The organism is Actinosynnema sp. NPDC053489 (genome assembly GCF_044544865.1).
Lineage (GTDB): Bacteria > Actinomycetota > Actinomycetes > Mycobacteriales > Pseudonocardiaceae > Actinosynnema.
In genome coordinates this window covers 406,602-418,988 of record NZ_JBITXT010000001.1, presented here as the reverse complement: position 1 = coordinate 418,988, position 12,387 = coordinate 406,602, and the positions used below count along the sequence as shown (strand labels likewise).

The following is a 12,387-nucleotide window of genomic DNA, read 5'->3' as shown; positions in this document are numbered from 1 at the left end:
GATGTGTGCCCGGACGCCCCCTGTTCGCGCGCCCGCGACCGGGTACCGTGCCTAGGCTCCCGCCATGTCGAGAGCACTCGTGGTCGAAGACGACCCGGCGGTCCAGGCCGCGCTGGTGCACGCGCTGCGCGGGCTCGGCCACGTGGCGCACGCCGTGGGCACGGCCGCCGCCGCGCTGCGGGAGGCCGCGGTCGGCGGGCTCGACATCGTGGTGCTCGACCTCGGCCTGCCCGACCTCGACGGCGTGGCGGCGCTGCGGATGCTGCGCGGCGTCAGCAACGTGCCGGTCCTCGTGGCGACCGCCCGCGGCGACGAGGAGTCGGTGGTGCGCTCGCTCAACGCGGGCGCCGACGACTACATCGTCAAGCCGTTCTCCGGCACGCACCTCGCGGCCCGGATCAACGCCCTGCTGCGCCGCAGCAAGTCGCCCTCCGCCCAGGAGGATGCGGAGCGCGAGGACGTCGTGGAGCTGGGGGCGCTGCGCATCGACCTGGGCACGCGGCAGGTGGCGCTGGACGGCGAGGCGCTGGAGCTGAGCAGGCGCGAGTTCGACCTGCTCGCCCACCTGGCCCGGCAGCCGGGCCGGGTGGTCGGCCGGCGCGAGCTGTTCCAGGCGGTGTGGGGCCGCGCGACCACGGCCGACGACCGCACCCTCGACGTGCACACGTCGTGGCTGCGCCGCAAGCTCGGCGAGACCGCGGCGGCGCCGCGCTACCTGCACACCGTCCGCGGGGTCGGTTACCGGCTCACGGCGCCGGGATGACCCGGCTCGCCACCCGAGCCCTGCTCCGCGCCTGCTGCGCGCTGGCCGTGCCGCTGGTCCTGCTGGTCGTCGTGCTCACCGCGGCGCACGAGCGGGACCTGGTCCGGCAGCGGGACGCGCGTGACGCCGAGGTCGTCGCGCAGGTGCTCGCCGTGAGCGCGGACCCGGACGTCGTCCGCGCCGCCGCGACCCGCACCGAGGCGGGCCGGTCGGGCAGGCTGGAGGTGCGGCTGCCCGACGGCGGGGTGCTGGGGACGCGCGCCGGCGATGCTTCCGTCGTGCTGCGGGTGCGGGCGGCGGGCGGGGGTGACGCCTCGGTGTCCCTGGCGCCGTCGCCGACACCGGTGCCGTTCGCGACCTGGGCGCTGGCGCTGCTGGTCGCCGCGGCGGCCGGGGCGGGCGCGGTGCTGCTGGGCCTGCGACCCCTGCACCCGGTGGCACGGGCGCTGAGGGCGCTCACCGAGGTCGCCGGGGGAAGCGGCGGTCGCGTGCGCGTCGAGGGGCCGCGCGAGCTGGAGGCGCTCGCCGAGGCGATCGACGCCAACGCCGACCGCACCGAGCGGCTGCTCGCCAAGGAGCGGGAGATGATCGCGGACGTCTCGCACCGGCTGCGGACCCCGCTGACCGCCCTGCGCCTGGACGCCGACGCGATCGGCTCCGGCCCCGCGGCCGACCGCGTCCGCGCCTCCGTCGACGCCCTCGAGCGCGACGTCGACCGGATCATCCGCTCCCTGCGGCCCGTCGCGCCGCCCAGCTCCGCGCCGACCTGCGACCTCGCCGCCGCCGTGGCCGAGCGCATGGTGTTCTGGTCCGCGCACGCCGAGACCCAGGGCCGGCTGTGCGAGGTGGTGCTGCCGGAGGAGCCGATCCCGGTCGCCCTGCCCCGCGACCGGCTCGACGCGGCCGTGGACGCGCTGCTGACCAACGTCTTCCAGCACACCCCGCCCTCCGCGCCGGTGTCGGTCGAGGTCGTCCGGCACGCCGGGTGGGTCACGCTGGTGGTGGAGGACGGCGGCCCGGGGTTCGCCAACACCGGCCGCGCGCTGAGCCGGGGCGCGAGCGGCAGCGGGTCGACCGGGCTGGGCCTGGACATCGCCCGGTCCACCGTGGAGGCCACCGGCGGTCACGTGGTGGCCGACCGGGGCAGGCTGGGCGGTGCCCGCGTGCGGCTGCGGTTGTGCGAGGCCGATCGCGAGCACCGCTCGGACGACCCTCGTGCCTGGCGCCTGTGGAAGAACTGCGAGAACCCCGGCCGGGATCGGTGACGCCCCGCAGGGGCGGAAGGGTGGTTCTCGTGGTGTGGCCGGGCAGAACCACGCGCTCCCCCGGTTCCCCGGGCCTCGCACCCCCGAGACTCGTGGCGCTGTCAAGGCATCCACGAGGAGAACCCATGCTCCGCAAGTTCGCAACGGCCGTCGTGCTCGTCTGCGCCGCGCTCGCCGTCGGCGCACCCGCCGCCTCCGCCGCCACCGGTCCCGGCTCGGGTGGCGCGCCGGGCACGACCGCCCCCACGCCCGGCAACCCGCCGAAGGCGTCCACCCCGTACTTCTACACCTGGTACACGAGCGCGTCCGCAGCCCAGCTCGTGTGCGCGACGAAGCTCAGCCAGCGCGAGTGGAAGGCGTGCGCGGTCCAAGCCAAGGGTGGCGGCATCTACTACCTCTGGTTCGGCCTCTGAGGGTCCCGCCGGGTGGCCGGTCGAGCGATCGGCCACCCCGGTCCCCCGGCGGCTCGCCGACGTCGTCCGTCACGACCGCGGCGGGCCGGGTGCGTCCGTGAGGTCCGCGGCCACCTCGGCGGCCAGGGTGCGCAGTTCCGGGAGGTCCAGCGAGGCGCACAGCTCCGCCGCCCGCAGCCAGGCTTCGCGCGCCGCTGCGGGATCGCCGGCCGCGCGGTGCAGCGCGCCCAGTTCGCGCAGGATTCGGGCCTGCTCGGGCACGTCGCCGTCCTGCTCGACCAGGGCCAGCGCCTCCCCCAGCGTGGCGACGGCCTCGGCGGTGCGGCCCAGCCGGTGCTGCGCCTGCGCCAGCTCCCGCTGCGCCCTGGGCACGGAGAAGGCGTGCAGCACCTGCCGGTAGGCCGCGACGGACGCCGTGAGGTGCTCCACCCCCTCGGCGTAGCGGCCCCGCGCGTTGGCCACGCGGCCGGATTCCAGCAGCAGCAACGCCTCCACCTCGCGGAACGCCTTCGTCCCCGCGCCGTCGCGGTGCCAGGACGTCAGCGCGTCGGCCAGGATCGCGGCCGCCTCGTCCGGTCGGTCCTGCCGCCACCGGCACGTCGCCAGCTCCTTGCGCGCCACCGCCACGCCCAGCGGGTAGCCGTCCCGGCCGAACAGCTCGACGGCGACGGAGTGGTGCTCGGCGGCGTCCTCCAGCCGGCCCAGGTAGCGGGCGACACCACCGCAGTAGTACCGGGTCCACGCGGTCAGCCGCCGGTCGTCCAGCCCCCCGCACAGCGCCAGCGCCCGGTGGTGCTCGGCCAGCGCGTCCTCCAGGCGGCTCTCCACGATGACGAGGGTCCACCCGAGCTGGTTGCGCCGCAGCACCTCCTCGCGGGTGTCGCGCAGCGCCACGGCCGCCGCGATGCCCCGTTCGAACACTTCGCGCCAGGGCGCCTGGAACGGCCGCCGGTCGGAGTACCAGTGCAGGGCCTCGGCGGCGGCGAGCACCTCGGCGTGCAGCCCGGTGTCGGCGGTGCGGCGCAGCGCCCACGTCCACGCCGCCTGCTCCTCGTCCAGCCACGTCATCGCGTCGCCGGTCCCGGTGTCGAGCGGTGCCGGCTCGTCGTCCCCCGTGTCGGGGTCGAAGGTCCGCCCGGCGGCGATGGCGGTCTCCAGCAACCGGCGGCGGGCGCGCTCGACCGCCGCGTCCCGGCCGTCGTCCTCCTCCAGCGCGCGTTCGTGCGCGAACAGCCGCACCAGGTCGTGCAGCAGGTAGCGGTCGCCGACCGGTGAGCGGTGCGCCAGGCCGATGTCCACCAGGCCGGCGAAGGCGCGGCGCGCGGTGTCCTCGTCCACTTCGGACAGCACGGCGGCGAGTTCCGGGGTGTACTGGTCGACCGGCACGAGGGGCAGCCGCCGGAACACCGTGCGCTCCCCGGGGTCGAGCTGTTCGTAGCTGACCGCGAACGACGCTCGCAGTTGGAGGTCGCCCGCGGACAGCGCGGACAGCCGTCGCTGCTCGTCCCGCAGCCGGACCGCCAGGTCGTCGACCGTCCACTGGGGACGGCTGGCGAGCCGCTGGCCGGCGATGCGCAGCGCCAGCGGCAACCGGCCGCACAGCTCCACGAGGTCGGCCACGGCCGCCGGGTCCCCGACGCGCCCGGGCCCGACGAGCCCGGCGAGGAACGCCCGCGCCTCCTCCGGGGCGAGCAGGTCCAGCGACAGCCGGGTCGCGGCGGGCAGGCCGGACAGCGAGCGCCGCCCGGTGACCAGCACCAGCCACCCGCCGGCGCGCGGTACCAGCGGCCGGACCTGGTCCTCGTCCGCGGCGTTGTCCAGCACCAGGACGCCGCCGCGCTCGCCGGCCAGGGACCGGTACAGCGCGAGCCGGTCCTCCGGCTGCGCGGGTACCTGCGCCTCGGGCACGCCGAGCGAGCGCAGCAGCCGGTGCAGGGCGGTCGGCACCGGCAGCGGGGTCGGCGCGACGCCGCGCAGGTCGAGGTAGCGCGCGCCGTGGGGGAACCGCGGGGCGAGGTGGTGGGCGGTGCGCACCACGAGGCTGGACTTGCCCACCCCGCCCTGGCCGGTCAGCACGGCGGTGACGGGCGTCGGTGCACCGCTCGCCAGGGCGGTCAGCGCCGCGAACTCGGCGGCGCGGCCGACGAAGTCGGGGAGGTCGTCGGGCACCGGGCACACCCAGGGCAGGGGTCGGTAGCCGCGTTCGACGGCGAGGCGACGGGTGGTGCGGGCGACGCGCAGGAAGCGGTCGCGGTCGGCGGTGGTCAGGCCCAGGCCGTCGGCCAGGTCCCGGGCGGTGGGCAGGCGTGGCCGCCGCACCCGGCCCAGTTCCAGGTTGCGCACGGTGCGGGTGGCCACGCCGGACACCTCGGCCAGCCGTTCCTGGCTCAGCCCCGCCGCGACGCGGTGGCGGCGCAGCAGCTCGCCGAACTCCACGTCGTCCCCGGCCGGCCCGATCACCGCGGGTCCTCGACCGCCGCCTGCTCGGCGGCGAACAGGCGGGCCAGGTGGGGCACCGCGTAGCGCCCGGCCGCCGACCGCACCAGCCCGACGTCCACGAGCGCTTCCAGCAGTTCCTCGGCCTCGGCGCACCCGGTCGGCGCGGCGACCTCGGCGACGGTGTGGTCGCCCTCGGGGAGCAGGGCCAGGCGGCGCAACAGCACGCGGCCGGCCGGGCCGGTGCGCTCGTAGGCGGCCCGCAGCGAGCCGCGCAGGCCCGACCGCGGACCGTCGAGCAGGTCCAGCAGCGCCCGTTCGTCGCGCAGCCGTTCGAGGGCGTGGCCGGGACCGCCCTCGGCCACCAGCCGGGCCGCGGCGAGCAGCACCAGCGGGAGCCCCCGGCAGGCGTCGACCAGCTCGGCCGGGACCGCGGTGCCGGCCGCGCGCTCCAGCAGCCGCCGGGCGTCGTCGGGGCGCAGCGGGTCCACGACGACCCGGTGGGCGTGCGCCAGACCCGCCAACGGGCCGCGGCTGGTCACCAGCACCGCCCACCCCCGGCCGCCGGGCAGCAGCGGGCGGACCTGCGCCTCCGCGGCGGCGTCGTCCAGCACCAGGACCCCGGTCCCCTCGGCGGTCCGCGCGCGCAGCAGGTCGCGACGCTCGTCGGCGTCCCCGGGCACCTCCTCGGGTGGCACGCCCACGCCGTGCAGCAGCCTGCGCAGCGGGTCGTCGCCCGCCGTGCGGACCGGGCACAGGTCGAGGTAGTGGACCTCGCCGCCGAGCCGCCGTGCCGCGTGCAGCGCCAAGGCGCTCTTGCCGACCCCCGCCTGACCGGTGACCACCACGACGCCACGAGTGGCCGCCGCCGTCACCAGGTCAACCTCGGCGGCACGGCCGACCGGTTCCACCGGCTCGGGCGGCGCGGCGGTGTCCGACAGGGGTCCGGGTCCGGACGGGGGTCCGGCTTCCGCCGGGGGTTCGGACGGGCCCGGTCGCGCGGCGCGCAGCAGCCGGTCCCGGTCGCGGTCGCCCAGGCCGAGCGCGCGGGCGAGGTCCACCACGGTCGGCGGGTGCGGCCGGCGGGCCCGTCCGCTTTCCAGGTCGCGAATCGTCCGTTCACCGATTCCCGCCATTCGGGAAAGCTCTTGTTGACTCAGCCGGGCGGCGACCCGGTGCGCCCGCAGCAGCACACCGAAGACCGATTCACGTTCGGCGTCGTCCACCGGAGCCCACCCCACGTGTTCCGCCTCGCACCCGTTCCCGCGCGCCGACCGGCACGCGCCCAGGATATCCCGGCCACGCCCCCGGCAGGAAAACCTGCCGCCTGGATTGCCTCGTGCGACCAGGGCCGGAGCAGTTGAATTACCCCTGTCCCGCACTCGCGGGCAGATAACTCACGCCACCCCCGAAAAGCAATGAACTGTGATTGCCGTCACTCCTCAAGGAATGCTCAAGCGACATTGGTGTCGAACCGGGCGCGCCGTAATTTCCCGATTCACCACATCCTGTCGAACCCTTCACCGAGGAGTGGCCGTGCCATCGCAGACGGTAGTTGTGCCGAATTCAACGATCCTGTCCGGACACCTGGCCGCGAAAGTTTTCGCGCCCGCACCGCCGGCCCGCGTCGGCACCCCGCCCCGGCTCGCCGAGCTGTGCGCGTCCCGCCGCCACAGCGCGCCGCGGCCGCGGGTCGCCCTGCACGGCGGCGACCCCGTGACCGCGGCCGGGGTGCGGGCGGCGCTGATCGGGTTCGACCTGGTCGAGGCCGGCTCGTCGGCGGACGTGCAGGTGGTCTGCGCGCCGGCGGTCACCCCCGACCTGATGCGCACGATGCGCGCGGCCGGCCGCGGGCGGCGCGTCCTGGTGGCCGACGACGTCACCGCGCTGGACGTGCTGACCGCAGTGGAGTGCGGCGTGGTGGCGGTGCTGCGCCGGTCCGAGGCGACCCCGCGGCGGCTGCGGGACGCGGTGCTGGACGCCGCGCGCGGCGTGCCCGCGCTGCACCCGGCGTTCCTCGGCGCGCTGCTGGACGAGCTGCGCCGGGTGCGGCTGGAGGTGCTGCGCCCGCGCGGGCTGGAGCTGTCGGGCCTGGCGCCGCACGAGGTGGACGTGCTCCGGCTGGTGGCCGAGGGCTGCGACACCGAGGAGATCGCGGCGCGGCTGGACTGCTCGCCGCGCGCGGTCAAGCAGGTCGTGCAAGGGCTCACCAAGCGGCTGGGGCTGCGCAACCGGCCGCACGCGGTGGCCTACGCGTTCCAGGCGGGCGTCATCTGAGGGGAAGTGAGGAGCCGGTGGGACAGATCCGCGTGGCGGTCCACGCGACCGACCCGATCAGCCTGGCGGGGGTGGTCAGCCAGCTGCGCGTCAGCCCGGAGGTGGAGGTGCTGACCGCGCGCCGCGCCGAGGAGGCGGAGGTGCTCGTGGTGTGCGCGTCCGGCGAGGTGCTGCCGCAGCTGCGGCGCGTCACCGCCGCGTGCCCGGCGCGCGTGGTGCTGGTGACCTCGGGGCTGCCCGAGTCCGACCTGCTGGGCGCGGTGGAGTGCGGCGTGGCGTGCGTGGTGCCCACCGCCGAGGCCACCGGCGACCGGCTCGTGGCCGCGGTGCGCGAGGTGCTGGCCGGCGGCGGGGAACTGCCCACCGACCTGGTGGCGGCGCTGCTGGAACAGGTCAAGCGGCTCCAGCGGGACGTTTTGGTGCCCCACGGGCTCACCGCCTCGGGGCTGTCCCCGCGCGAGGTGGACGTGCTGCGGCTGATGGCGCAGGGCAAGGGCACCGCCGAGATCGCCCAGGAGCTCGTCTACTCGGAGCGGACGGTCAAGAACATCGTCTACTCGCTGATGAACCGGCTGAACCTGCGCAACCGACCGCACGCCGTGGCCTACGCGCTGCGCGCGGGCATCATCTAGGAGGGGGAGCGTGGGCCGCCACCTGGTGTCCGTCCACAAGGAACGCCCCGGTGGGCACCAGACCATCGGGCAGGCGCTGGAGGCGGCGCGCAGCGGCGCGGTGATCCAGGTGGCCGCGGGCCGGTACGAGGAGAACCTGGTCGTCACGAAGCTGGTGACGATCACCACCGAGGACGCGCCCGGCAGCGTCCGGATCAGCCCGCCGCGCGGCAGCGCCATCCGGGTCGTCGCCGACGGGGTGAAGCTCAGCGGCCTGGTGCTCCAGGGCCACGACGACGACCTGCCCGCGGTGGACGTCCCGCGTGGGCAGTTGGCGATGGACGACTGCGAGGTCCTCGGCTCCGGGTGGACGGCGGTGCTGGCCCGCGAGCGCGGGTCGGTGGCCATGCGCAAGTGCCGGGTGACCAACCCGGCGGGCGCGGGCATCGTGGACACCTCCGCGGCGGGCAGCGTCGTCGAGGACTGCGTCATCGAGCACGTGGGCACCTCGGCGGTGGTGATCGGCGAGCGGGCCGACCCGGTGATCCGCCACAGCGTGCTGCGCGACGCGCGCGGCAACGGCGTGTGCGCCAACGGCCACGGCCGCGGCACCGTCGAGGACTGCGAGATCTCCGCCACCGACAAGCCCGCCATCGCGCTGGAGCAGGCCAGCGCCACCCGCGTGGTGCGGACATCCGTGCGCGGTGCCCCGGTGGGCGCGCACCTGACCACGTCCGGCGCGGCGGTGCTGGAGGACGTCGTGGTCGTCGGTTCCACGGGCCACGGCATCGCGCTGACCGGCGGTTCCGACCCCGTTCTGCGCCGCTGCCGCGTCGAGGGCGCGGGCGGGCGGGGCGTGCACGTGGCCGACCGGTCCCGCGGGGTGTTCGAGGACTGCGAGGTGGTCGAGTCCGGCGGCCCCGGCGTGTGGGTCGGCGGGCACGGCGCCCCGGCGTTCAGCCGGTTGTCGGTGCGCGGCGGCCGGGAGGCGGGCGTCCTGGTCACCGAGGGCGCGGCCCCGGAGTTCGACCGGCTGGAGGTGGACGCCCCGGCCGGGGCGGGGGTGGACGTGCGCTCCGGCGCCAACCCGCTGCTGCGGCGGGCCCGCGTCGTGCGCGCCGGGACCGCGGGGGTCGAGTTCGGCTCGGACGCGCGCGGGCGCGTCGAGGACTGCGTGGTGGAGGCCGCCGGGCAGGCGGGCGTCCGGGTCTCCGGCGGGGCGCGGACCCAGCTCGGCGGCACCACCGTGCGCGACGCCCGGCGGGCCGGGTTGTCGGTCGGGCAGGGCGGCGTGCTGGTGGTGCGCGACAGCGAGGTGACCGGCGCGGGCGCGGAGGGCGTCGCGGTGGAGGAGGGCGGCGAGCTGACCCTGACCCGCTCGGCGGTGCGCGGCAGCGCGGGACCCGGCGTGCTGGTCGCGGCCGGCGCGCGGGCCGCGCTCACCGCCACCGAGGTGGACGACAACGGCGGCGACGGCGTGCGGGTGGAGACCGTCGAGGCGGTGAGCCTGGCCGACTGCGTGGTGACCGGCAACCGGGGCGCGGGGCTGCGCCAGGTCGCGCCCGGCGACCGGCTGTCGGTGCACGACCTGGTCAGCCGGGACAACGGCCACCCGGACGCCCACGGCTCCGCCCAGGCGACCGCCGTCGCGGAACCGACCGTGCCGGTGGTCGAGCAGCGCGTCGACCCGGAAGGGCCGGTGGCGCAGTTGCAGGCGCTGGTAGGCCTGGACGGCGTGAAGCGGCAGGTCACGACGCTGATCAACCTCAACCGGCTGGCCCGGCACCGGCAGCGGGCCGGGCTGCCCGTGCCGCCCACCGGCCGGCACCTGATCTTCGCCGGGCCGCCGGGCACCGGCAAGACGACCGTGGCCCGGCTGTACGGGGCGATCCTGGCCTCCCTGGGCGTGCTGCGCAGCGGGCACCTGGTCGAGGTCGCGCGGGCCGACCTGGTGGCGCAGGTCGTCGGCGGCACGGCCATCAAGACCACCGAGGTGGTCACCAGGGCGCTGGGCGGGGTGCTGTTCGTCGACGAGGCGTACGCGCTGGCGCAGGAACCCGGCGGCGGCCCGGACTTCGGCCGCGAGGCGGTGGACACCCTGGTCAAGCTCATGGAGGACCACCGCGACGACCTGGTGGTGATCGCGGCGGGCTACACCGACCGGATGCGCGACTTCCTGGGCACCAACCCCGGGCTGGCGTCGCGGTTCAGCCGCACGGTCGAGTTCGAGAACTACTCGGTGGACGAACTGGTGCTGATCACCGAGCGGATGTGCGCCGCGCACCACTACGAGCTGGCCGACGGCGTCCGGGAGACCCTGGCCGAGCACTTCCGGCGGATGCACCGCGGCCCGGACTTCGGCAACGGCCGCGTGGCGCGCAAGGTGTTCGAGGAGATGCTGGACCGGCACGCCTCGCGCGTGGCGGCCCGGCCCGACATCGCCGCCCGCGACCTCACCCTGCTGCTGCCCGCGGACGTGGACGAGGCCGCCGCGGCGACCGTGTCCGGCGTCGAGGACGAGCCGCGGGCCGCTGAGGAGTTGTTGCGGTCGTTGACGGGCATGGTCGGGTTGGCCGCGGTCAAGACCGAGGTCGCCGAGCTGGTCGACCTGCTGGAGGCCAACCGGCGGCGCAGGCGCGCGGGCCTGCCCGCGGCGGCGGTGACCCGGCACGCCGTGTTCGCCGGGCCGCCGGGCACCGGCAAGACCACCGTGGCGCGGCTGTACGGGGCGATCCTGCACGCGCTGGGCGTGCTGCGCACCGGGCAGCTGGTCGAGGTCGGGCGGGCCGACCTGGTCGGCCGCTACGTCGGCCACACCGCGCAGCTCACCCGCGACGCGTTCGAGCGCGCCCGCGGCGGGGTGCTGTTCATCGACGAGGCGTACGCCCTGACCCCCGGTTCGCCCGGCGACTTCGGGCAGGAGGCGGTGGACACGCTGGTGAAGCTCATGGAGGACCACCGCGACGAGGTGGCCGTGGTCGTGGCGGGCTACCCGGACCGGATGCGGGAGTTCCTGGCGTCCAACCCGGGGCTGGCGTCGCGGTTCACCCGGCACGTCCGGTTCGAGGACTACACCGCCGAGGAGCTGACCGAGATCGTGGTCCGCCGGACCGCCGCCGCCGGCTACGAGTGCGGCCCGGACACCGCGGCGGCGGTGCTCGCCCACTTCGGGTCGGTGGCGCGCGACGGGACGTTCGGCAACGCCCGCTACGCGCGCCAACTGGTGGAGGCCATGGTGACCCGCCAGGCGGGCCGGGTGAACCGGATGGGTTCGCCCGACGTGGCCGACCTGCGTGCCCTGCTGCCGGTGGACGTGCCGGCGTGAGGGCGGGGCGGTCCCTCTCGGCGGCGGTGGTGGCGGTGGCGGCGGTCGCGCTGACCACCGCGCCCGCGCGGGCCGACGAGGTGGTGCTGCCGGCGATCCCGCAGGTGCTGCCGGACTCGCGCGGCTGCACCGCCACGTCGGGGCGGCACACCGACCAGGTGCCGTGGCACCAGGCCCGCACCGGCGTGGCCGACGCGTGGCGGTTCAGCCGCGGCGCGGGCGTGCTGGTGGCGGTGCTGGACACCGGGGCGGACACGTCCTCGCCGGCACTGCGCGACCGCGTCCGGCCGGGCCCGGACGTCGTGGCCGGCGGTCCGGCCCAGGGCGACTGCGTGGGGCACGGCACGCTCGCCGCGGGCCTGGTCGCCGCCGCACCGCAACCGGGTGCGGGTCTGGCGGGCGTCGCCCCGGACGCGCGGGTGCTGGCCGTGCGGGTGACCGACGGGCGGGGCAACACCAACGCCGACGCGCTCGCGGTGGGGCTGCGGGCGGCGGTGGAGGCGCGGGCGGCGGTGGTCGCCGTGCTGCCCGGGGTGTCGGCGGGCAACGACGCGCTGCGCGAGGCCGTGCGGCTGGCCGCCGAGCGCCGGGTGCTCGTGGTGGCGGCGGCGACGGTGGAGGGCCAGCAGCGCGACGGCGAGGTCTACCCCGCCGCGTACCCGGAGGTGCTGTCGGTTGCGGCGCTCGGCCCGGACGGGCCGGTGACCACACCGCGCGGCGCGACCGTGGACCTGCTCGCGCCCGGCGACAAGCTGACCGGCCTCGGTCCGGGTGGCGGTCACTTCACCGCGGGCGGTCCCGGTTTCGCCGCGGCCTACACCGCCGCGACGGCGGCGCTGGTGCTGGCCCGCCACCCGCGCCTGGGTCCGGCGGAGCTGGTGCAACGGCTGGAGCGCACCGGCTACCCGGTGGGCGACCACCCGGCGGTGGACCCGGTGGCGGCCCTGACCGCCGTGCTCCCGTCCGCGGGGCGCGCGGCTCCGGCGGAGGCGCTGCCGGCCGTGCCGGGGCCGCCGACCCGTCCGGGTGTGGCGGTCGCGGTGGCCGTCGCGGCAGGGGCGGTGGGCGTGGCGGCGCTGCTGGGGATCGCGGCGGCGGTGCTGCCGCGCGGCCGGCGGCGGCGGTGGCGGCCCGGTGGGCGGTGGGCGGCCGGCTCGCGGTGATCGAACCGGGCAGGAGTCCGGCTCGCCCGGCCGACGGGAGCCGAGCGGCACCCGGCGGTCGGTGATCGGGGAGCAGCCGATCCGCGACGGCGACCGGGCTGCCGGTCGCGGGCACCCGGGCGTCGGCTCCCGGC

General features: G+C 76.9%; 9 protein-coding genes. 7 read left to right on the top strand and 2 right to left on the bottom strand.

Features of this window, described 5'->3' with window-relative positions; genetic code table 11:
* The first annotated feature begins 64 nt into the window (after positions 1-64).
* The 3 genes from ACIGNX_RS01625 to ACIGNX_RS01615 all read left to right on the top strand — a co-directional run bounded on the left by ACIGNX_RS01625 (position 65) and on the right by ACIGNX_RS01615 (position 2,441).
* The gene (locus ACIGNX_RS01625) at positions 65-763 is read left to right on the top strand and encodes a response regulator transcription factor (RefSeq protein ID WP_396535146.1); all 699 of its coding nucleotides are present in this window, start codon (positions 65-67) and stop codon (positions 761-763) included.
* Complete coding sequence (locus tag ACIGNX_RS01620; RefSeq protein WP_396535144.1) at positions 760-2,028, top strand: sensor histidine kinase; 1,269 nt, start codon at positions 760-762, stop codon at positions 2,026-2,028. The genes ACIGNX_RS01625 and ACIGNX_RS01620 overlap by 4 nt, the downstream gene beginning before the upstream one ends.
* A gap of 125 nt (positions 2,029-2,153) precedes the next feature.
* Positions 2,154-2,441, top strand: a complete 288-nt coding sequence (locus tag ACIGNX_RS01615; RefSeq protein WP_396535142.1) for a hypothetical protein — start codon at positions 2,154-2,156, stop codon at positions 2,439-2,441.
* 69 nt (positions 2,442-2,510) lie between these two features.
* Here the strand turns inward: ACIGNX_RS01615 and ACIGNX_RS01610 are convergent, their stop codons facing one another.
* Both ACIGNX_RS01610 and ACIGNX_RS01605 read right to left on the bottom strand, forming a co-directional pair.
* On the bottom strand, positions 2,511-4,901 hold the full coding sequence (locus ACIGNX_RS01610; RefSeq protein WP_396535140.1) for an ATP-binding protein: 2,391 nt from the start codon (positions 4,899-4,901) through the stop codon (positions 2,511-2,513).
* Positions 4,898-6,070, bottom strand: coding sequence for a helix-turn-helix domain-containing protein (locus ACIGNX_RS01605; RefSeq protein WP_396535646.1), 1,173 nt, complete (start codon positions 6,068-6,070; stop codon positions 4,898-4,900). The genes ACIGNX_RS01610 and ACIGNX_RS01605 overlap by 4 nt, the downstream gene beginning before the upstream one ends.
* 343 nt (positions 6,071-6,413) lie before the next feature.
* Between ACIGNX_RS01605 and ACIGNX_RS01600 the strand changes: the two genes are divergently transcribed.
* The 4 genes from ACIGNX_RS01600 to ACIGNX_RS01585 are packed head-to-tail and all read left to right on the top strand — an operon-like array spanning position 6,414 to position 12,253.
* Positions 6,414-7,154, top strand: coding sequence for a LuxR family transcriptional regulator (locus ACIGNX_RS01600; RefSeq protein WP_396535138.1), 741 nt, complete (start codon positions 6,414-6,416; stop codon positions 7,152-7,154).
* A gap of 17 nt (positions 7,155-7,171) precedes the next feature.
* Positions 7,172-7,786, top strand: coding sequence for a response regulator transcription factor (locus ACIGNX_RS01595; protein ID WP_396535136.1), 615 nt, complete (start codon positions 7,172-7,174; stop codon positions 7,784-7,786).
* Between the two features lie 10 nt (positions 7,787-7,796).
* Entirely contained in the window at positions 7,797-11,090 is a 3,294-nt protein-coding gene (locus ACIGNX_RS01590) for a right-handed parallel beta-helix repeat-containing protein (protein WP_396535134.1), read from the top strand.
* Positions 11,087-12,253: a S8 family serine peptidase gene (locus ACIGNX_RS01585; protein WP_396535132.1), complete on the top strand. Its 1,167-nt coding sequence runs from the start codon at positions 11,087-11,089 to the stop codon at positions 12,251-12,253. Before ACIGNX_RS01590 ends, ACIGNX_RS01585 begins: the two co-directional genes overlap by 4 nt.
* Positions 12,254-12,387 lie beyond the last annotated feature (134 nt).

Excerpts from the sequence above, each read along its gene's own strand:
- ACIGNX_RS01620 (WP_396535144.1), top strand. The coding sequence starts at position 760 with ATGACCCGGCTCGCCACCCGAGCCCTGCTCCGCGCCTGCTGCGCGCTG.
- ACIGNX_RS01615 (WP_396535142.1), top strand. The coding sequence starts at position 2,154 with ATGCTCCGCAAGTTCGCAACGGCCGTCGTGCTCGTCTGCGCCGCGCTC.
- ACIGNX_RS01625 (WP_396535146.1), top strand. The coding sequence starts at position 65 with ATGTCGAGAGCACTCGTGGTCGAAGACGACCCGGCGGTCCAGGCCGCG.